Raw genomic sequence first — 19,128 nt, forward strand, 5'->3', positions numbered from 1 at the left:
ACGCGGTTCACATATCGCAAAGAATTAGCTTCCGGATATTCTTGTTTTACTAAGTTCATCCATTCTACCAAATTATTACAATTCTGGGCAGTCGATAAGACGGTACTAAAAGTAAAAATGAACAAGCATAAAACTCTTTTGGTCAGCATAGATGAAATAAAGTTATCGGTGTAGGTTTAAATTTGAATTAAGTACATTGGACACAAAAAAATTAATTGACAACATAACTAATATTATTGAAAATGCCATTAGTGATTTGAAATACTTCGCCAGTATCCGAATTTTCCACTTCAAATTCAAACGCCCCAGATATTATCCCTTCCTGTCTATCAATCATATCGATTCTTAAAAATCCCGAGCTACCGTCCGTATCAAAATCAAAATTTTCACCCTCAGTTCCATTGGATGAATACCCTCCTGCAAATTGTAATGCCAATGGGTTGGTTATCGGATTGTTAATCTGAACGCCTTCTGTAACAAGGTCAAAACTTGTTCCCGCTAGGGAAAAAGCAATAGCTTCTCCTTGAGTAATTTCCGCACCTAGGTCAATACCAGCAACGGTAAATGTAAAAAAAGCTTCATTTTGAACAAGTTCTGCCGAAATAGTTGGCACACCTCTATCGACAGGTACTGCCTCAAAATCATTTCCGTTTATTTTCGCCGTGATGAACGAATCGGTCAATACAGCGTTATCATCATCATTTGAGTCTGAATCATCGTCGCTACTACAGGCGACCAGTAAAATTGAGAATAGAATGGGAATAAGACGTTTCATAGACTTTTATTTTTGTCAAAGTTAAAGATGCACTTTTATCATTGTAAAATCCATAGAAAATGTATTATCGTAGCTATTCAAGGGCTTAACGTCTGCTGTAAATTGTATTACCGTTTTTAAATGGTTATTTTACGATACCAAACCAAATTTTAATGAGAATACGATTTACCCTTATTTTAGTATGCCTTTGTAATTTAGGTTATTCGCAACAGAAAGAGGCTGATTCAATACAACGGCTCGTTGAAAACTATAAGGGCATAGATACTGTTTTGGTCAATCTTAGACAGAACTATGCGGCAAAAAAAATGCTGTTGACACCTGCCGATACTACTTGGCTTTCTTACACACAAAAAACGTTATCCTTGGCAGAAGAGTTAAAATACACAAAGGGTATTTTACTTGCAAATAACAATGTTGGTGTAGTCTATCACTACTTTTTATCCGACCCTTTAAGAGCATTAGATTACTATCAAGCGGCATATAGCGTCTCGGAAGAAGACCCATCCTTGAACCGCTATCAAGTCTCGCTGTTGACCAATATGGGGTTGATACACTATGAACAAGAGGATTTTGACCAAGCCTTACCGATTTTTCGAAAATTGCTAAAATTCCCACAAAGAAAGAGCAATACGCTTTCAAATATTGGGAACATCTTTGGACTACGTCAGCAGACAGATTCCGCAGTATACTATTTTAAAGCTTCCATTAAAGAAGCAGAGCAAACAGGTGATATATTACAAATTGCAAATGTTAGCAGTAATCTTGGATTGGTTCAAGCTCAGGCTGGAAGACTAAATGAAGGGCTGACTTATACTTCAAGAAGTTTACGAATGATTGATTCACTCGACCTTGAAATGGTACGAGTACCAGCCTATGTAAACGCCGCCGAAGCTTATATGCACAGCAACGATTTGGATAATGCGGAATATTATGCCACAGAAAGCCTGAACGCAATAAAATCCTTAAACAATTTATATACTGAAACCAAGTCACTGCAAACCTTGGCGACTATCCAGGAAAAGAAAGGTGACTATCAAAAGGCTTTGAAAAATTATAAGGCTGCCAATATTCTCAATGATAGCTTAGTTAGCGCTGACCGAAAGGTAGAAATATCGAGAAAAGAAATTCAGTACGAAGCAGATAAACGGGAAGCACTCGCTTTCGCGGAAGCGGAACGTCAACGAAACATTAAAAACGTATTGTTGGTAAGTGGTGGTGCTATCGTTTTGGCTTCATTACTGGCATTTGTATTTTACAGACGTAAGCAGAAATCGGATACGGCCAAAAAAGAGGCTGAGTTCAATGCCAATGTGGCGGAAGTGGAACTAAAAGCACTACGCGCGCAGATGAATCCGCATTTCATTTTCAACAGTCTCAATTCGATTGGTGACTATATTTTGAATAACGAAACTCTAGCAGCTAGTGATTACCTCGGAATGTTTGCTCGCTTAATGCGAATGACCCTTGAAAATTCGGATAAGCAGCTTATCACTTTGGAAGAGGATATTGAGTTGCTCAGCACCTATTTAGCCATTGAGCAGAAGCGTTTTGAAAAGGCCTTTGAGTTTGATATTACAGTTTCCGATAACCTCGATACAGATGAAGTATTGTTACCACCGATGTTGCTGCAACCATTTGTAGAAAATAGCATTGTTCACGGGTTAACTAAAACAAAAAAAGGTGGCAAAATCCACATATCATTTTCATCGCAACACAACGAATTGATATGTGCGGTAGAGGACAACGGTAGTGGTCGCACGGCAAGTAAAACAAAACCAAGTCAGTATAAAAAAAGTTCTATGGGTGTTTCCATCACCCAAAATAGAATAGCGATACTGACTAAAACAAAAGGAACTAACGGTTCGGTGCACATTGAAGATAAAGAGGTGGGCACAAAAGTGACTGTGACGCTGCCTTTGGAAATTGCATAGTTCTTAGCTTGGTTATGGGTAGCAATATTTTACTATCTTACTTTTCTATATTTAACCAATTTTAATTTAACATTGCTATGTTTAACACCTTAATTGTAGATGATGAAAAACATTGTATCAATAGGCTCTTACACCTAATTGATAGAAAGCCTGGTATTTTTAATATTGTTGCAACCTGTAATACCGTTGATGATGCACTAAAAATCGCGGAAACCAAACCTTTAGACTTGGTTTTTTTGGATATTGAAATTGATGATAAAACAGGCTTTGACTTTTTACGACAGCTAAAACATATTTCTTTTAAAACTGTTTTTACCACAGCTTTTGACAACTATGCGATTAAGGCTTTTAAGTTCAGTGCCTTCGACTATTTGATGAAGCCCATAGATTTTGATGAATTCAATGAAACTATCAAACGTCTGACTGAAGAAATTCAACCAAAAGTACAGAACAGTCATTTAAGACATTTATTGGAAAACATAAAGCAAGAACAGCCCAAGCGATTGACCATTGCATCCGTAGAGGGTTTTGAAACCACGGCGGTTGCTGATATAGTCCATTTTAAGGCCGATGGCAATTACACGCATATCTATACTAAAGACAGAAAGTATCTCGTCAGCAAACCAATTAAGTTCTACGAGAATCTTTTGGATGACAAGCGGTTCTTTAAATGCCACAAATCGCATCTTATAAATATGGAAATGGTGAAAGCCTTTCACAAAGGCAAGCAAGCGCACATTACAATGGCCAACAACAATCAGGTACCCATTGCGGTGCGACGAAAAGAAGACTTTTTGAGCCTTTTTAATTAAAAATGTTTGGATAGTCCCAGGATTTAAATAGAGAACTCACTTCATCGTAGAGGGTGTAAACTGAACTCTGTCTGAAATAAATTTAAACATTAATTTTATTCAGACAGAATCATGAGAAAAGAAGAACAAACAGAATTCGATAAAAAGGTGCTTGACCAGTTCATGTCGGGCAAGAACCTGTTCGGCAAGGACGGCGCATTCGCCCCGATGCTGAAAAATGTCATTGAAAAGGCCCTTGAGGCGGAGATGGAAGGCCATCTCGACGAATCCGAGCGCAGTATCGGCAATAAGCGCAACGGCAAGGGAAAGAAGACCATCAAGAGCGGTTTCGGCACTTTCGATATCGAAACTCCCCAGGACAGGCAGAGCAGCTTCGAGCCCGAACTGGTAAAAAAACGCCAGACCATTCTGGCGGACAACCTTTCGGACAAGATAATAGGACTTTACGGCCTCGGCATGAGCTACCGGGACATCTCCTCGCATATCAGGGAAATGTACGATACCGATATTTCCCATACCGTTCTGGGCCAGATAACCGATAAGATCATACCCGATGTAAAAGCGTGGCAGAACCGCCCATTGGAACCACTCTATTGTATCGTGTGGCTGGATGCGATGCACTATAAAGTAAAAGTGGACGGTAAGATCATCCATAAGGCTCTTTACAACATCCTTGGCATCAACAAGGAAGGATGTAAAGAGATATTGGGCATGTACATCTCCGAGAGCGAGGGTGCCAACTTTTGGTTGCAGGTACTCACCGACCTGAACAACCGAGGCCTGAAGGATATAATGATTGCGTGTACCGATAATCTTAGAGGCTTTACCGATGCGATATTGAGCGTGTTCCCCAAGGCACAGGTGCAGCTCTGTATCGTACACCAAATACGCAATTCGCTCAAATACATTGCCTCCAAGGACCAAAAGGAGTTCATACGCGACCTAAAACTGGTCTACCGCGCCACCAGCAAGGAAGTAGCAGAAGACAGATTATTGGATCTAGAGGAAAAATGGGGCGACAAATACCCTGTGGTGATCGAGAGTTGGCAACGGAACTGGGAACAGTTATCACAGTACTTCCAGTACACCGAACCGATCAGGAAAATCATCTACACCACCAATGCCGTTGAAGGCTTCCACCGTCAAGTGCGCAAGGTCACCAAGACCAAGGGGGCCTTCACAAGCGATATGGCCCTGCTCAAACTGGTCTACCTCGCTACAAAGAATATCGAGAAGAAATGGACAAGCCCCTTGCATAATTGGAGCCTGACCGTTCAACAACTTTATATTAAATTTGGAGATAGGATACCACTGGCATTAAACGCCAATTCCTTTGGGGCTAGACCCAAAGGAATTGAAACAACGGACAGAGTTTAATTTACAGACCCTCATCGTATACCCTTTCAAAATTAGCCGATAAATCTGCCTGAGAAAATTTATACGATTCCAGCGGAAGCTGTCTCTCAATTTTTAACAATTCAAACTACACTTTTTTATCATTCCCATCTTTAAGCTTTGAATAAACTTTAGACACATGTTTTTTTGCTGTACTTTCTTAAATAAACAATTTATCAGCAATTTGCTTGTTGGTTAAATCTTCACTTAAAGCAATTAAAACATCGTACTCTTTATTCGAAATTTTCAGTTCTTTTATTTTCTAATTGTCAATAATATTGTCGTGACCAATAATATTTACTTGAAAACTTTTCTTATTCAAAAAAACACCTATAAGGAAAATGCTATTGCAATTATAGCAATCAAACGTTCTTTATTTACCTCACTCTTAAAAAAAAGAAAATTTACCTGCTTGAAAAAGCAACATGATACAAAGAATCAGTATTGAAAATATTAGCATCGTTTTTTTCTTTAATCTTGAGACATTCAAATGTAGAATTATATATGAATTTAATTGAACTTTTAACCCAGTTCTTTGTTACCCTACTTTTTTTATTCGGTTATAGAACTCCAATTTTCGCCCGTCTTTATTCTGTGGATTTGCATATCAGAAACTCCAAAACGTTTCGCAATCATACTTAGCCAATTTTTTTTCAATTTATTAATTGACGTTTGATAATCTTCACTTTTCCTGCGTTCAATTTACCAATATTTTCACTCCTTTTTCTAACAATTTCGTCTCAATCTGGATGGCTAATTGATGAAGTCCCTTTTCTCTTTTCGTTTCCTACTTTAGGTTTTCTATTCGATTGTCTGTTTTCCGTTCTTTTTCTGTTTGACTGTAAACTTGATATCCGTTAATAAAATATTTTTTACCGAAAATTACTCATCGGATTTGCAGTTTATAATTCTGCCGTAATTTGATATTCTAAACTTCTCTTTTCGAAAATCTCGTCATCAAATTCAATCTTTTTCCATTATTCATTTCAATAATTTCGTATCATTCTAGACTATTGTAGTTAAACTCTGTGCTCATCAACTAACCAATTTTTAATACTTTCTTTGATAGCTTTCGGGCTAATATTTTCATTAACTGCTTTTTCTGTCAAAGAAAGCAACTCTTCATCTGAAGCAAATCTTAGGGCTACTATTTGACCCATAGTTAATTTATTTTCTAAGGTTTCAAATCTTTTACCTGTTAAAATATAGTAGCGAAGCCTTAGTTCTGCTCTTATGGTTCTGTCTTGATTTTTAGTAGCATACATACGTGCTACCAATGAAGTAAGAAAAACACTGAGTGCTACCACCAAAAAAAATATTTTTTCAGTGAGGCCATAGTCAGAAAACAACAATACAATACTCAATATCACCCCGATTAAGGTTAGGGGTGATAAAATAAAATGATGAAGTGGATAATAACGAGTGTGATTTTTAAAATTTTGCATAGTTGATGATTTAAAGTTTTACTTTATCTAAGAACACAATGCTCAGCATGATTGAAATAACCAAGGCTCCTATAATAAAGATGATTAATGACAATTTATTTTTGATTGTAATCTTTGCATATTGGAATAAGAAGTAACCCACTATTATATTAAAAAATGACCACAATACATTGACCCAAGGTGCAGACAAGCCTTTTCCAGGTGGGTCTGCAAATGGTGTAGGGAATGGGTCACCGGATATCCCATTTACCAGATGCGGAATAGCATTGGCAAGAAACATACCCGCAAAAAATGCAGCTACATAATGATACCATTTTTTATTGTTTGAAATTTCCATAAATTTTAATTTTTTAGAATGTAATTTACTGATTCTTCACTATCTATTTTTTTGTACTGAAATGGCCATGAGCTTCTGCAAGGTTCGTTTCATTTTTTCCATTTCTTCTTGGTCTATACCCAAAGTACCTATTGAACAAGCCAATTTTTCTGGGATGATATTTGCCTGCTGTTTTAATTCTACGCCTTTCTTTGTAAGGCTAATTTCTACCACACGTTCATCAATAGAGGAGCGTTTCCGAGTTATTAACTCCATGTTTTCCAACCTTTTTAATAATGGAGTTAAAGTGTTTGACTCCAATATTAATTTATCCCCAATTTCATTGACTGTTAGGTTGTGGTATTGCCAAAGCACTAATAAAGTTAAGTACTGCGGGTAGGTAAGCCCCAACTTATTGAGAAGGGGTGTATAAAGTTTTGTTACAACTCTGGAAGCTGCATAAATGGGGAAACAATATTGATTCTCTAATTCCAGACTTGGTTCTTCATTCATTTTTTAAATAATTTTTTGAAGGTAACCTTCCATTTTTTCAGGCTTAGTTGTAGGAGCAAATCTTTTCACAGGATTTCCGTTTTTATCAATTATAAATTTCGTAAAATTCCATTTGATGTTACTGCCAAAAACCCCTCTAAGTTTGGATTTCAAATACTTAAATAAAGGGTGTGCGTTAGTTCCGTTCACTTCCACTTTGTCAAACATGGGGAAACTTACACCATAATTAATTTCGCAAAACTCACTAATCTCCTCGGCTGTCCCTTTTTCTTGTTGACCAAATTGGTTGCACGGAAAACCTAAGATAACCAATCCTTTGTTTTTGTGTTTTTTATACAAATATTCCAATCCCTTATATTGGGGAGTTAAGCCACACTTGCTGGCCGTGTTTACAATTACAATAGTTTTACCTTCAAACTCTTTTAAAGAAATACTTTCCCCATTGAGTTTTTTGACTTCAAATTTAAAAATATCTGAATCCATAGTACTCTATTTGTTTGTTGGGAAATACATCTTAAAAAATACCTTCATGTCTTTCCAAGAAGCTTTGTCTGCTTCCTCATTATAGGAAATTGGGATGTTGAATTTTTCTCCAACCTCAGTTGATTCTTTGTTGGTAAATGCGTGTGTAGCGTTTTCATAAGATTTAAACTGATAGGTTATTTTATTTTTTTTCATCTGTTCATGAAAATTATCGATATCAGCTTGAGGTACAAAAGAATCACTTGCCCCATGACATATTAAAACCTCGGTATTTTGCATGGCAGGACTAGCCTGAAATCCTGTTAACCCACCGTGAAAACTCACCACTGTTTCTAAAGGAACCCCCAAACTAGCCGCAAATAATGAAACCGTTCCTCCAAAGCAATAGCCAATAGAGCTTACCTTAGCAGCATTTACCTGTTCGAGTTGAGTAACGGTATTGTAGGCAGCCTGCATTCTACTTTTTATCAGATTAGGGTCGCTATAGAAACTTCCGGCATTTGCCTGGGCATCGGTTGGGTTATCTACCACCAAACCATTTCCGTACATATCTACTGCAAAAGCTACATACCCAAGTTCAGCCAGCATTTTGGCACGGCTCTTTACATATTCATTAAGACCCCACCACTCTGGCACTACTAAAATTGCCGGTTGTTTGCCTTTTTGCTTTGCAGGGTAATAAACAACACCTTTAAGGTTAACCTCTCCGTCTTTATAAGAAATCTCTTCAGTTTTTATTTTACTTTTTTCTTGGTCTCTACTTTGTGCTGTCAAAGAAGTCGCACTGAGTGTTATTGCAAGAAAAAATAAAAGGAATGTTTTTGTGTTTTTCATCTTTATAAGATTTAGTTGCTTTAACGTTTACATGAAAAATTCGCCATTGGTTCTGTCCTTTGCAGTAAATTGAAGCATCCAATGTGGATAGATTGGGTTAAGTGTGGTTAAGTCGTCAAGCTTCTTTACATCTTCAGCTTCCATTTTCCAGTCAGTGGTTTTTATATTGTCTTCTAATTGGTGTGGCTTGGTAGCACCAATAAGTACCGAGGTTACACCATCTTTTCTCAAAAGGTAGTTGAGTGCAGCTTGCGGAACTGTAGCATCATATTTAATAGCAATTTTTTCTAACTCATCAACCAAGGCATAACCTTTTTCAGGGTCTATTTGGATAAAATTCTGCTCTTCGTTAGTTCTTCTTGCTCCTTCAGGCATAGGTTTGTCTTTTCGGTATTTACCTGTTAAAAATCCTCCACCTAATGGTGACCAAGGGGTAAAGGCCAATTTTTGATCCAAACAAAGAGGCATCAATTCATATTCTACATCTCTTGAAATAAGGGAATAGATGGCTTGCAATGAAACTGGTTTTTGCCAGTGATTTTTTTCAGCGGTACTGATAAATTTCATTAGCTGCCAGGCTGGAAAATTACTTACTCCATAATATCTTATTTTTCCTTGTGATACGAGGTCGTCAAGGGTAGAGATGGTCTCTTCAAATGGAGTGATGGGATCATAACTGTGTAGGATGTAGTGGTCAATATAGTCTGTGCCCAATCGTTTTAAGCTATTGTGGCAGCTCTCTATAATATGTTTTCTGGAAAGCCCCACATTATTAATTTCTTTACTCATTCTGCCACGTACTTTGGTAGCGATGATCATGTCCTTTCGTTTGTCTTTAACTGCTTTTCCCAATATTTCTTCTGATTGACCGTGAGAGTACACATCTGCCGAGTCGAAATAGTTGATACCCGAATCTATAGCAATGTCCACCAATCTCTTACTGTCTTTATAATCTAGAGACCCCACTACACTCCAGTAGCCACTGCTTCCAAAACTCATCGTTCCCAAGCACAGTTCTGAAACTAAAATCCCTGAATTTCCTAATTGATTATACTTCATCTTATTAAAATTTTAATTTTTGCAAATATTAATATGTAAATATAAATCTTTGTAGATTAAATCGCAAGCGATTTATATTGTAAAAAGTTAGATTCTCATTTTTTACTTTTCTGTGGCTTCTGTTACACTGACTGCTAACTGTTCTCATATGTGATTTAGTTGGGCATTAAAGCAACTAAACTACTAAATAAAAACCGAATTAAGAACATGCATTGCTTTTTGTAAATAATGTCTAAACAGCAATTAATTACCCACGGTGTAATGTGCTTTTGATTAACGTTCCGCCTTTGCAAAACCGACTGTTTTACGGTAGATGTTAGGGGAGACGCCGACTTGTTTTTTAAAAAATCTGCTAAAATAATATTCATCTTCATACCCCAGTAAAAAAGCGACTTCCTTTACGGATTTTGATGTAAGATATAGTTCTCTTTTTGCTTCAACAACTATGCGCTGTGCTATGAGTTTGGTTAACGTTTTGTTAAAATAGTCTTTAACAAGTTTACTTAATACACTCGAAGAAATATTTAAAACTTCAGAATAGTCTTTGGGCGTATGTTTTTCCTTGTAATTTGCTTCAATAGAATATATCAGCGATTGTAAAATCTGAGGTTTGCTATTTTCTTTAGATGCTATTTTTGCACTATTTGTATCTAAATTTTTTATCCTTAAGATTGAAATTAGAAATATCTTCAAATAAGATACAAGGGATTCATGTTGTCCTATTTTGCCTTGTGCAATTTCTAATTCCATTTGAGTCATAATATTTAGAAGTGTTTGCTCATTTGGCAAATTGAAAAAGGAAGGTCCAAAAATATTATGAAATAAGATGCCTTCTGTTTCAATCTCGTTTTGATGCTTATAAGTACAAAAGAAGTCAGAATGAAAATTTAACACGATTCCAGAAATAGCTTTGATAGACTTTAAGGAATAGGGCTGATATGGTGAAATACAAATAACCGTTTTATTGGCAATTGTATATTTTTCGAGTTCTATTTGTAACTTGGCCTCACCTTTAAGAATAAGTATAATAGAGTAATAATTATGCCTTTGTATATGGTCAAAATTACTATCGTCACTAAATGAAAATAGCTTAAACGCTAGTTCTCCATTGGTCTCATTGATAAGTGTTGATGCTTTATTTATCACTCTAAAAAATAATTTAAATAACTGAAGATTAAGTGAAGTTACTTAATCTTCAGTTATAAATTTAAAATTAGCTCATTTGCGTTTTTGCTGCTAATATGTCCACTTTTTCAATGGTTGGATCTTCAGCTAATAATTCTGAAGCATTTGCCATAAGTGCATTAGCAATTTTTCCTGTTAAATGTGCTTGTCTTCCTTCCTCGTGAGGGAAAGTATCGAAGATACCAAAAGTAGAAGCGTCAATTTTAATAGCATACCAAGTCATTGTATCTGGTTCATCAATCGCAAGAGGAAGCGCGTTTGTAATAAAGTTTGCTACGTCTTGCTCTTTTCCTGTTTTTGCTTGCAGTCTTACTAATAATGCGAATTTCATAATTTTTCTTTTAATGATTACTAATACTACAAAGCTATAGCCAAGGTTTCTTTCTTAAAATAGACAGTTTAGGATTAATGATGGACATTTTTTTCTATGACAAATAAAAAAAGTATCTATTTTCAACTTAATATTTAAGAGATTACTTTTGAGAATGAACAGGTCTATTGACTATTGGTTTTTGTCAAATGTTGGGTAACGGTTGGATATTTTTAATAACTATATCCAACTTATAACTACAAAGATAAAAAATGCTAATATTCTTACTATATACGAAAACATTTTTCATAAACTGATATATTCACTTACTCAAAAATAGATTTAGCTTCTTTATAAATCTGTTCAAAATTGGCTTCTAAGTCTAACAACGAATATTCCTTTGTTTTTTTGAAAATTTCTCGTTCTATTTTTGCTAATTTAAATTGCACTTTTTTATCTTTACTATCTGCATAAGTGATAAACTCGCCCTGTTTCAACCTGAAAAATACGTCCGCCCGAATCTTTGGGATTTCCTTTTCGCCTGTCGTGATTCGGGTATCAAAATCCAGATTGTGCCCACGACTAATACTTTTGGTTGGGTCTTTGATAATTTCAAAAAAGCGTTCGTAATATTTGGCGGTATCTGGGTCATTAACCTTTCCGAAAAACTGATAGGAAAGATTACTCAATATGGCTTTACTTGCCTTGTCGCCATACATCATATCGTTTTGGATTTTATCTTGCATCACGTAAATAGTAGAAATATCATAACTACGTAAGGTTGCTGGAATACGATGCATATTTAATAGTCGAATAGTGGGCGCTTCTTCCATCAGCAAGAATGATGGTTTTGAATTACGCACGCTCATTTGTTTGGTAATGGTGTGGATAATGGTAGCGATTACTGGCGAATAGGACGTTTCATATTTTGGATTGTTTACAACAGAAATGATTGCGGGATTATCTTCGCTATTAATATTGAGAGGTACTTCATCTGCGGATAATATCATAAAAATGCGTTGTGTGCTAATTCGTTTTAGCGCATTGGCCAAAGTGCTTTTCACACCAGCTGTCTGTCTATCCGAATCCTTGCCGCTAATAAAAGCATCTGCCATTGCTCTCGATGTGGTGTTGGTTTCCAAAAACTGTATAAGGCTATCGGTGTCCAACAATTGATAAATTGCTATCAAATGTGGTAAAGTACAGTATTTAGGATAGTCGGTTTTCAGTTTCCAAATCAAACCACCTATTAAACCTTCAGCTGCATCATTGAAGAATTTTGTAGTTCCTGTTGTTCCCGATTCTCTTTGTTCCAAAAGATTTTCAATCAATACCCTTGACACCTCGTTTACGCTTTCCTCGTTCTCTAAATAGCGTGGTGCGATAGGATTTACCCTGTGGATGATTTTATCAAAGGAAATGACCTTAAACGGGATATCGCTACATTTGAAAAGCGGATATGCCATTTCGGTCAATTCAAAATCTTTGTAGTCGTGAATAATTCCGCAAAAGCCTTCTTTTTCAAAATGCTTTAGAAATCCATAAACCACACTTTCAGTCTTACCACTTCCCGCAGAACCGATGATGGATGCACCACGTTTGATGTTGTCCAACTTAAAATTTCCTTTGGTGGTCGCAAAGTTTACTTGGTATTTGCTATCGCCATTTTTTGGACTTTCTGTTTTATGCAGGAACACATACATTCCTATATTAATTAATATTAGCGGACAAACCAGATATAGCATCAGCGATGCTAATTCATTTGCATCCGACATATAGAATACGAGCATAAAAAGCAGTATAACATTCAAAAGAAAAGCAAATCTGCTTACTCGAAACATCCCATAGAAAATGGTACTGGCCAAACCAATAATTGAAAATATCGTTATAAGATTATCTATCTGCATAATCATTAGATTCCGATGGAACTCGATTTTATGGCCACTTCTGCGCCACGTCTCAATCGCTTAAAAACACGAAGTGCTATTTGTGCCTGACTTACGGGAATGGTTGGCACTATGGGCAATCCTGATTTGGTAATTATTTTAAAAGCTAATGCTTTTTCATTGGCTGGCAGCTTCATCAAGGCTGAAAAATATAGGTTTGGGTTCTTTACAAAGGTCTTTTTAGCTTTGTAGGTCTCTGCGTAATTGCGCTTATATCCAAACGTCTTATCAAATGTTTTTTCCGCTTTCGCGAAAAAGGTATCTCTATCAAAACCACGCTTTATTTTTTTTCCGTGCATCTCAACTTCCGAAGCTTTGTGTTTACTTCCTGGGGAAAGACTGACCGAATTTGAAGCATCTTTTCTGCTCACGATGATATGAATGTGGCTTTGGTTTCCTGCCTTTGGCATTCCCTGAACTATCCGTTTTCCATTTTGTTGATGTGGCGCTTGGCGTTCCAGTTTGGCAATTTCCTTTTCTACTTTTTTGATATTCCCTTCAGCTCGTCCTTCTTGAATATTTCGAATATCCGTTTTGAGTTGTAATATTTTTGAAGCAAATGGTTGGTTTTCTTTTATCTGAAAATCCGTACCCTTAAAAGTTCTTTGATGTTCAATTTTGGCGTAATACTTTATGTCATCTATGGTTATAAGTCGCCCATTGATTTCTCGATTGAAACTGGCAACATAATTTTTCATTAGCTCACGAGTATATGTTTTTAAATCTTGGCTATTGTTCTGTAATTTTCTCAATTCGTATTTGGATGGACTAACCGTTATCGAATAAAATTTAGGTTCTTTCTTTTTCAATTTTGCTGTGTTTCCATCAATTTCTTTTACCACTTCTTCAGAGGAAATCTCGTCGCCATATTGATTGAAAAAGTGTTCCATATCCTGTTGTTCTAAACCTTCGTTTTCTTTCTCTAAATAGCCAACAAAATCGGCTGAACTCTGAGAATAATTTGGCCCTAATTTTTGGGGTGTGATTGTAATATACATAGCTCAAAAATTAGAGTTCGTTCTTTAAGTTTCGCTTTTCGCGAAAGCGCACTTCTTTCTTTTCTTCCGCATATTTCTTTTCCAATATCAGCGGTTTTTTTTCTGGTTCTTCTGTTTCAAAAAGTGATTGAATCATAGCCACCGTAGGTTTGGTTTGTGTCTTTTCTACGTCTCGCATTATGGCAATAACCGCATTGATTCTTTTTAAAAGTTTGGCTTCGATAGTTCGACCAGTCGGTCCTAATTTTTCCTTTGGCGAGATTTCGTTGTAGAAGAAAAAATCGAGCATTGTAGCCATCGCCTCGGTGTGCGATTTGAAGTAAGTGCGTGAGAACGTTTGGAAACGTTTTGCAGTTTCCTTTTTGAATCTAATTCCAATAAATGAGTCCATATTTCGCCGATTTGTCGCAAAATCATCCCTAAAAATGGGCGTTAACAGCCCGTTTGTCGCAAATCGTTGATTGTCAAGAAATTATAATATATTCAAATCGCTGATAATCAGCTATTTGAAAACGAAAAGGAATCCGAAACATCGCGCAGCGTGTTACCCTCTTGCTATTCCTTTTCGTCACGCGCAAGCGTGACAAAAATCCATACAATCCGGTTGAAAAAACCGATTGCCATTTTAGGAAAATAATTTTCCGATATGTTATTTTTCGATGTGTAAGGCTATCGGCGAAAGTCGAAAAGTGGATAACCCTACTTTAATTTGAATGCTGAATTTCAGCGAAATAAAGATACGGTTTTTTTCTTGATATGGAATTAATCGCATAAAAAAACACCCCTAAACTTTAGAGGTGTCCGTCTAATTAATTTTGAAATTCATATGTTAAACACATAGGTGTAAGAATACAAATTCCGAAGTGCTTCTTCTTCAATCATTGTTTCATAACAGCCATAATTTTCTTGTACGTATTTGCGAATACTATCCCCAAATTTTCGTTTCACATCTTCCTTGGAATTTTCCAAAAGTCAATTTTGAGCTTCTTCGCTCAAGTCTGTAAAATTGATATATACCATAGCTTCAAAATTTTAATATTCGCTTGGTAACATCAGCGTATCATTCACAAAAAATAACCGAAGTTCATCGAGCGGAAAATCGGTTGCTCGATACCCTTGTTTTTCCAAAATATTGTCATTGCCATCGCTGTAAATTATCTCGGCTTCGTAACCCGAAAAATCTTGTTTTTCTTCGGGCAATCTTTTAAAATCGATTGTGATAAATTCGCTTCGGTTCATCAGGCTTTTTGCGATTACGGACGTGTCTGTAATGAGCCAAAAACAATCTGCCACGTTAGCAAGGTATTTTAAACCGTCTGTAAAACGTGTTCTTAATAATGGGATTTGATAGAACATTTCCGTTCCGTGAAAATGTTGCAATCCTTCTTTGATTTCGTTAACTTGTGCTTTCATTGTACATATTATTTAAAGTGTGAATAATGAAAAAGAGGGCGCATCTTTCGACTGTTACGCCCTCTTTCATTTTAAGATTTACTTGTCGTCTTTGCTTCCAAGTAAAAGAATTTCATCAGCTACAACTTCCGTAACATAGCGTTGTTCGTCTGCATCAGTTGTGTAGCTTCGGGTCTTTAGTTTTCCCGATATTCCAACTTCTTTGCCTTTAACAACATACTTCTCTACAATTTCGGCAGTCTTGCCCCAAGCAACGACCGTATGCCAATTAGTGTCAGTTTGTTTTTCGCCTTTGGCATCTTTGTAATACTCATTGGTGGCGAGTGAAAAGCGTGCTACTTTTTTTCCGCTTTCAAGGTTTGTAATGGTTGGCTCTTGTCCAACGTTTCCAATTAACTGTACGTGATTTTTAATAGTACTCATAATAAAATATTTAAGTGATTTATATTTCCCCTATTGATTTAAAACAGATTAAATTTTAAGGGGTGTTTGTTCTTTTCTTCTGTGCACCGCACAATGGATAGAGTGGGTTTTGTCAAGACTTTTCGGGAACAAATTAGGTGTGTTTGCGACGTAGTAAAACCCTTGGGTTTTCAAGGAAGTAGAAACCTTATTTTTCACTAAAACTTGCTATGGTCTTGACAAGTTCCATTAGGGCATTAGCTATTCTTTTAAAGCCAGTTGCGATTTGAGCGTACCATCAGTTAAGCGAAATGAGTGGCTGGGTTTAATTTAGAATTGGTTATGTACTGCCTGTTTTTCGACGCCCCGAAAAACAACAAAGGCATTATCCATTATAAACCCCTTAAAATGTGTAAGGCAGCGGTTCGGTTTTTAAGGATTTTCGAGTGAGGGCTCAAGAAGACCGCGCCGAAAATCCTGTTAAGAAAATCGAAGTGATGGCTTTCCGATGAGAAAGCGGACTTGATTCACAATTTTGGCAAAGGAATGAAGTGTTCCTTTCAGCAAAGCGGAAAGGGTTAGCGGAATGGAAAGCTAAAATTGGGGATTGTGTCCAAGACTTGTGTAGTGAAGCTCTTTTTCCGGAATGTAGCTTTTCGCGAAATGCAGGGGAATGTGCTGAGTGGGTTATATTGTTGATTTGACTTATTTGAAGAAGTTTTTCTAATTGGTCAATCTTTTCATCTATTTTAAGAGTAACTACTATCTGAATTATCTATTCGTATAAAATTATATACACCTTTTCCCTCAGCAATTAATTCTTCATTTTGATATGCTTTCATTTTTGTTACAAGTATTCTATTGCCTAATCTAACAATTTTTCCTTCGACAATTATTGGTAATGCTTCTGCTCCTTTTAGATAATCTATTCTTAAATCAATTGTTGCTAATTTATCCTCAAAAGATGTAAAATGGGTGCCGCCTGCTATCCCTCCTACAGAATCCATTATTGTGGCAATGATACCACCGTGCCATCTATTTCTTCTAATATCTCCTACGACTTCATCTCTAAAAGGAACACTTACTTTTACAAATCCTTTTTCAAGAACCAATAACTTTAACCCAAGAAACTTGTGGATTGGTATTTTTTCTTCAATTGTTTCTTTTAGAAATTCTTTATTTTTTTGAATCATTTTCATAAATTTTTATGATTGTTTAAATAGTCTAATCCTTTTTGGGTACAGATGGCTCTTAAATAGAAGTTTAAATAAGCCTCATTGATTTCAAGAGCTGTAAAATGTTTTAGATTGAATATGTTCTGGTCTTTAATATTGTTTACTCCAATAAAAAAGAAACGGCTTATCAGTTTAATATTAATTTCGTTGCAATACAATCCTTGTTCCATTCCTTTCTTTAGGTTTTTGGTAATACACCTGTCCATTTCAGCAAATTGGCGAGTCATCAAAGATTGGTATATTTCGGGAAAATATTTTTTGAATTGATGGTATGGTGAAGTGTTTTCGCTTTTCAAAACATAAAAAACGAAATCTCTGATAAGAAACATTTCCTTAATTGGGTTTTCATTCAATTCTATAATTTTATCAATGCCATCTGTGATTTTATGAAATAAATATTCTGACCCAGCTTCTACAAGTTCTCTCTTAGTATTGAAGTATTTATATATGGTTTTTTTAGAAATCCCCATTTCATAAGCAATTGTATCCATAGTTAATCCCTTTGAACCTCGTATTAGGAACATTTCTGTTGATTTCTCGATGATTTTGTCCCTCATCTCTTGCATTGATTTAAGTGCTTGCTGTTAAATTATTATGCAGTAAATAATATAATATTATTTTCCTAATTTGTTGTGAAAAAATTGTTTTAATGTCCAATCTGATTTTTTACTCAGGCGGACTTGATTCACAATTTTGGCTAAGGAATGAAGTGTTCCTTCCCAGAGTATCGGGAAGGGTTAACGGTATGGAAAGCTGAAATTGAGGATTGTGTCCAAGATATGTATAAGGAAGCTCTTTTCACGTAATGTAGTGGTTCCCTGCTTTTTTCGGCAGGTAAGCGTGGAATGTAGGGGAATGTGCTGAGTGGTATTGAAACTTTAATTTTACAAACCAGTTACTTGTGTAAAAAAATCCAGTTTAAGGTACTGGATAAACCTTTAGATTCTAAGCCATTTCATAGACTTCGTCGAATAGCTTTTTATCCAATCGTTCCTGTTGGCCAAAGCTCTTTTTCAACGTATTGTGTAATACTGCATTGAAGGCGTTATAACCTAACCAAAGATTTGGTTCTTCATTTAGTAGCAAAGCTTCATAGTTTAAGATTTCGATTACTTCACGAGATTTCTTCGAAGGGTCGCTGTTCTTGTCGCTACATTCATATTTAAAGAGTTTTGTCTTATCGAGAATTGCTTTTACGAACTCTTGTGTATCGATGATTTTAAACTCTTTCATCTTATCGAATTTCTTGGTTATAGTATAGAATTCATTGTCCAGAAACTTATCGAACAAGTTGTTCAGTCTCGGCATAATCAAGTGTGTATTATTCTTACTATGCTTGATTGAAAACTCAATTTCTGCCTGAGAAACGTGTAGTCCGTTTGAACAAACCTGTCTATAAAAACCAAAGTGTCCAGAAGTCTTTTCACTACCGTCATAAGAATTTTTGAACCGAAGCATTGGCAGTATCAAGTCCTTATCGTTTTTTACAGTAAAGTGACTTTTATCGTCGATGATAAAGTCAGTAATAAACGACCTGTCATTTTTGTTGATGGTGCGTTTATGAAAGTTCAGTTGTGCATCTGTTAACATTTCTTCAGCTTTCTTGAAGAATAGTTGATTCGGAATGTGTCCGTAGCTGTTCGATACGACATTTACGATTTTCCCATTTGAAATTATGGCATTTTCAAGCCCTCGTCGGGATTCCATCTGTGTCAAAGTTTTTAAGGATTTCATTTCTGATGGAACAAAGATTTTATCCTGCTGTAAATTTTGTAAATACATAGCTTTTGAATTTAGATTAAACATTTTGTGACAATACAGCGTAGTAGACTGGATGCTTGTCTCTGTAATAAGCCAGGTGGCTTTCTGCACCTTCAATGGTGTAATTCTCTCTACTTGACTGATAGTGTTCTTCTGCTTCTTGAAGGGCAATGTTGGGAATTTGAGATACTTGTTTCATAATGCTGAAATTTTAGTTAAACAATATTTGAGCAGAACCCAAACGGAAGCTAAAATCTCAGCTCAAAAGGAAACGGAATAAATGAGTAGGGGAAGAAGCATTGGCTTTATGCCGTA

Annotated in this window: 23 protein-coding genes; 3 read left to right on the plus strand and 20 right to left on the minus strand. The window is 36.0% G+C overall.

The features are described from left to right. Window positions 1–211: 211 nt before the first annotated feature. Window positions 212–775: a hypothetical protein gene (locus tag ACWGOQ_RS04640; protein ID WP_452056289.1), complete on the minus strand. Its 564-nt coding sequence runs from the start codon at window positions 773–775 to the stop codon at window positions 212–214. Between the two features lie 152 nt (window positions 776–927). Here ACWGOQ_RS04640 and ACWGOQ_RS04645 point away from each other — a divergent pair, with 152 nt between their 5' ends. The 3 genes from ACWGOQ_RS04645 to ACWGOQ_RS04655 all read left to right on the plus strand — a co-directional run bounded on the left by ACWGOQ_RS04645 (window position 928) and on the right by ACWGOQ_RS04655 (window position 4,895). Continuing rightward, window positions 928–2,706 carry a histidine kinase gene (locus ACWGOQ_RS04645; protein ID WP_452056288.1) on the plus strand — a complete coding sequence of 593 codons (1,779 nt, stop codon included), beginning with the start codon at window positions 928–930 and terminating at the stop codon, window positions 2,704–2,706. 77 nt (window positions 2,707–2,783) lie between these two features. Beyond that, a complete protein-coding gene (locus tag ACWGOQ_RS04650) occupies window positions 2,784–3,518 on the plus strand; it encodes a LytR/AlgR family response regulator transcription factor (RefSeq protein ID WP_452056287.1) in 735 nt (244 codons plus the stop codon). Window positions 3,519–3,629: 111 nt separating this feature from the next. Beyond that, window positions 3,630–4,895, plus strand: a complete 1,266-nt coding sequence (locus tag ACWGOQ_RS04655; RefSeq protein ID WP_452056286.1) for an IS256 family transposase — start codon at window positions 3,630–3,632, stop codon at window positions 4,893–4,895. A gap of 178 nt (window positions 4,896–5,073) precedes the next feature. Here the strand turns inward: ACWGOQ_RS04655 and ACWGOQ_RS04660 are convergent, their stop codons facing one another. The 19 genes from ACWGOQ_RS04660 to ACWGOQ_RS04750 form a co-directional block, all read right to left on the minus strand. Beyond that, window positions 5,074–5,172, minus strand: coding sequence for a LuxR C-terminal-related transcriptional regulator (locus ACWGOQ_RS04660; RefSeq protein ID WP_458202509.1), 99 nt, complete (start codon window positions 5,170–5,172; stop codon window positions 5,074–5,076). A gap of 760 nt (window positions 5,173–5,932) precedes the next feature. After that, window positions 5,933–6,358: a DUF6526 family protein gene (locus ACWGOQ_RS04665; RefSeq protein ID WP_452056285.1), complete on the minus strand. Its 426-nt coding sequence runs from the start codon at window positions 6,356–6,358 to the stop codon at window positions 5,933–5,935. A gap of 10 nt (window positions 6,359–6,368) precedes the next feature. Further along, the gene (locus ACWGOQ_RS04670) at window positions 6,369–6,695 is read right to left on the minus strand and encodes a hypothetical protein (RefSeq protein WP_452056284.1); all 327 of its coding nucleotides are present in this window, start codon (window positions 6,693–6,695) and stop codon (window positions 6,369–6,371) included. Window positions 6,696–6,734: 39 nt separating this feature from the next. Then, window positions 6,735–7,187: a MarR family winged helix-turn-helix transcriptional regulator gene (locus tag ACWGOQ_RS04675; protein ID WP_452056283.1), complete on the minus strand. Its 453-nt coding sequence runs from the start codon at window positions 7,185–7,187 to the stop codon at window positions 6,735–6,737. Window positions 7,188–7,190: 3 nt separating this feature from the next. Continuing rightward, window positions 7,191–7,670, minus strand: a complete 480-nt coding sequence (locus ACWGOQ_RS04680) for a glutathione peroxidase (protein ID WP_452056282.1) — start codon at window positions 7,668–7,670, stop codon at window positions 7,191–7,193. A gap of 6 nt (window positions 7,671–7,676) precedes the next feature. Beyond that, window positions 7,677–8,504, minus strand: a complete 828-nt coding sequence (locus ACWGOQ_RS04685; RefSeq protein WP_452056281.1) for a dienelactone hydrolase family protein — start codon at window positions 8,502–8,504, stop codon at window positions 7,677–7,679. Between the two features lie 27 nt (window positions 8,505–8,531). Beyond that, window positions 8,532–9,563: an aldo/keto reductase gene (locus ACWGOQ_RS04690; protein ID WP_094996588.1), complete on the minus strand. Its 1,032-nt coding sequence runs from the start codon at window positions 9,561–9,563 to the stop codon at window positions 8,532–8,534. A gap of 273 nt (window positions 9,564–9,836) precedes the next feature. Then, window positions 9,837–10,709 carry a helix-turn-helix domain-containing protein gene (locus ACWGOQ_RS04695; RefSeq protein WP_452056280.1) on the minus strand — a complete coding sequence of 291 codons (873 nt, stop codon included), beginning with the start codon at window positions 10,707–10,709 and terminating at the stop codon, window positions 9,837–9,839. A 67-nt stretch (window positions 10,710–10,776) separates the two neighbouring features. Continuing rightward, window positions 10,777–11,079 (minus strand): putative quinol monooxygenase, encoded by a 303-nt coding sequence (locus ACWGOQ_RS04700; RefSeq protein WP_452056279.1) that lies wholly within the window; start codon window positions 11,077–11,079, stop codon window positions 10,777–10,779. 305 nt (window positions 11,080–11,384) lie between these two features. Next, window positions 11,385–12,965, minus strand: a complete 1,581-nt coding sequence (locus ACWGOQ_RS04705; protein ID WP_452056278.1) for a type IV secretory system conjugative DNA transfer family protein — start codon at window positions 12,963–12,965, stop codon at window positions 11,385–11,387. A 5-nt stretch (window positions 12,966–12,970) separates the two neighbouring features. Continuing rightward, window positions 12,971–14,002, minus strand: a complete 1,032-nt coding sequence (gene mobB / locus ACWGOQ_RS04710) for a MobB family relaxase (RefSeq protein ID WP_380032786.1) — start codon at window positions 14,000–14,002, stop codon at window positions 12,971–12,973. 10 nt (window positions 14,003–14,012) lie between these two features. After that, window positions 14,013–14,393, minus strand: coding sequence for a BfmA/BtgA family mobilization protein (locus tag ACWGOQ_RS04715; protein WP_380032784.1), 381 nt, complete (start codon window positions 14,391–14,393; stop codon window positions 14,013–14,015). Between the two features lie 431 nt (window positions 14,394–14,824). Continuing rightward, a complete protein-coding gene (locus ACWGOQ_RS04720; protein WP_452056277.1) occupies window positions 14,825–14,971 on the minus strand; it encodes a hypothetical protein in 147 nt (48 codons plus the stop codon). A 63-nt stretch (window positions 14,972–15,034) separates the two neighbouring features. Next, complete coding sequence (locus ACWGOQ_RS04725; protein ID WP_380032782.1) at window positions 15,035–15,415, minus strand: DUF6876 family protein; 381 nt, start codon at window positions 15,413–15,415, stop codon at window positions 15,035–15,037. Window positions 15,416–15,493: 78 nt separating this feature from the next. Continuing rightward, window positions 15,494–15,838, minus strand: coding sequence for a single-stranded DNA-binding protein (locus ACWGOQ_RS04730; protein ID WP_380032780.1), 345 nt, complete (start codon window positions 15,836–15,838; stop codon window positions 15,494–15,496). Between the two features lie 728 nt (window positions 15,839–16,566). Then, on the minus strand, window positions 16,567–17,010 hold the full coding sequence (locus ACWGOQ_RS04735) for a hotdog fold thioesterase (protein ID WP_452056276.1): 444 nt from the start codon (window positions 17,008–17,010) through the stop codon (window positions 16,567–16,569). 2 nt (window positions 17,011–17,012) lie between these two features. Beyond that, complete coding sequence (locus ACWGOQ_RS04740) at window positions 17,013–17,609, minus strand: TetR/AcrR family transcriptional regulator (protein ID WP_380032984.1); 597 nt, start codon at window positions 17,607–17,609, stop codon at window positions 17,013–17,015. Between the two features lie 388 nt (window positions 17,610–17,997). After that, complete coding sequence (locus ACWGOQ_RS04745) at window positions 17,998–18,834, minus strand: DUF932 domain-containing protein (RefSeq protein ID WP_380032776.1); 837 nt, start codon at window positions 18,832–18,834, stop codon at window positions 17,998–18,000. Window positions 18,835–18,850: 16 nt separating this feature from the next. After that, on the minus strand, window positions 18,851–19,012 hold the full coding sequence (locus ACWGOQ_RS04750; RefSeq protein ID WP_380032774.1) for a hypothetical protein: 162 nt from the start codon (window positions 19,010–19,012) through the stop codon (window positions 18,851–18,853). Window positions 19,013–19,128 lie beyond the last annotated feature (116 nt).

It is taken from the genome of Aquimarina ulvae (assembly GCF_053613295.3).

Excerpts from the sequence above, each read along its gene's own strand:
- ACWGOQ_RS04650 (WP_452056287.1), top strand. The coding sequence starts at position 2,784 with ATGTTTAACACCTTAATTGTAGATGATGAAAAACATTGTATCAATAGG.
- mobB (WP_380032786.1), bottom strand. The coding sequence starts at position 14,002 with ATGTATATTACAATCACACCCCAAAAATTAGGGCCAAATTATTCTCAG.
- ACWGOQ_RS04670 (WP_452056284.1), bottom strand. The coding sequence starts at position 6,695 with ATGGAAATTTCAAACAATAAAAAATGGTATCATTATGTAGCTGCATTT.
- ACWGOQ_RS04715 (WP_380032784.1), bottom strand. The coding sequence starts at position 14,393 with ATGGACTCATTTATTGGAATTAGATTCAAAAAGGAAACTGCAAAACGT.
- ACWGOQ_RS04640 (WP_452056289.1), bottom strand. The coding sequence starts at position 775 with ATGAAACGTCTTATTCCCATTCTATTCTCAATTTTACTGGTCGCCTGT.
- ACWGOQ_RS04665 (WP_452056285.1), bottom strand. The coding sequence starts at position 6,358 with ATGCAAAATTTTAAAAATCACACTCGTTATTATCCACTTCATCATTTT.
- ACWGOQ_RS04680 (WP_452056282.1), bottom strand. The coding sequence starts at position 7,670 with ATGGATTCAGATATTTTTAAATTTGAAGTCAAAAAACTCAATGGGGAA.
- ACWGOQ_RS04745 (WP_380032776.1), bottom strand. The coding sequence starts at position 18,834 with ATGTATTTACAAAATTTACAGCAGGATAAAATCTTTGTTCCATCAGAA.
- ACWGOQ_RS04705 (WP_452056278.1), bottom strand. The coding sequence starts at position 12,965 with ATGCAGATAGATAATCTTATAACGATATTTTCAATTATTGGTTTGGCC.
- ACWGOQ_RS04690 (WP_094996588.1), bottom strand. The coding sequence starts at position 9,563 with ATGAAGTATAATCAATTAGGAAATTCAGGGATTTTAGTTTCAGAACTG.
- ACWGOQ_RS04700 (WP_452056279.1), bottom strand. The coding sequence starts at position 11,079 with ATGAAATTCGCATTATTAGTAAGACTGCAAGCAAAAACAGGAAAAGAG.
- ACWGOQ_RS04645 (WP_452056288.1), top strand. The coding sequence starts at position 928 with ATGAGAATACGATTTACCCTTATTTTAGTATGCCTTTGTAATTTAGGT.
- ACWGOQ_RS04750 (WP_380032774.1), bottom strand. The coding sequence starts at position 19,012 with ATGAAACAAGTATCTCAAATTCCCAACATTGCCCTTCAAGAAGCAGAA.
- ACWGOQ_RS04730 (WP_380032780.1), bottom strand. The coding sequence starts at position 15,838 with ATGAGTACTATTAAAAATCACGTACAGTTAATTGGAAACGTTGGACAA.
- ACWGOQ_RS04655 (WP_452056286.1), top strand. The coding sequence starts at position 3,630 with ATGAGAAAAGAAGAACAAACAGAATTCGATAAAAAGGTGCTTGACCAG.
- ACWGOQ_RS04735 (WP_452056276.1), bottom strand. The coding sequence starts at position 17,010 with ATGATTCAAAAAAATAAAGAATTTCTAAAAGAAACAATTGAAGAAAAA.
- ACWGOQ_RS04725 (WP_380032782.1), bottom strand. The coding sequence starts at position 15,415 with ATGAAAGCACAAGTTAACGAAATCAAAGAAGGATTGCAACATTTTCAC.
- ACWGOQ_RS04685 (WP_452056281.1), bottom strand. The coding sequence starts at position 8,504 with ATGAAAAACACAAAAACATTCCTTTTATTTTTTCTTGCAATAACACTC.
- ACWGOQ_RS04740 (WP_380032984.1), bottom strand. The coding sequence starts at position 17,609 with ATGAGGGACAAAATCATCGAGAAATCAACAGAAATGTTCCTAATACGA.
- ACWGOQ_RS04675 (WP_452056283.1), bottom strand. The coding sequence starts at position 7,187 with ATGAATGAAGAACCAAGTCTGGAATTAGAGAATCAATATTGTTTCCCC.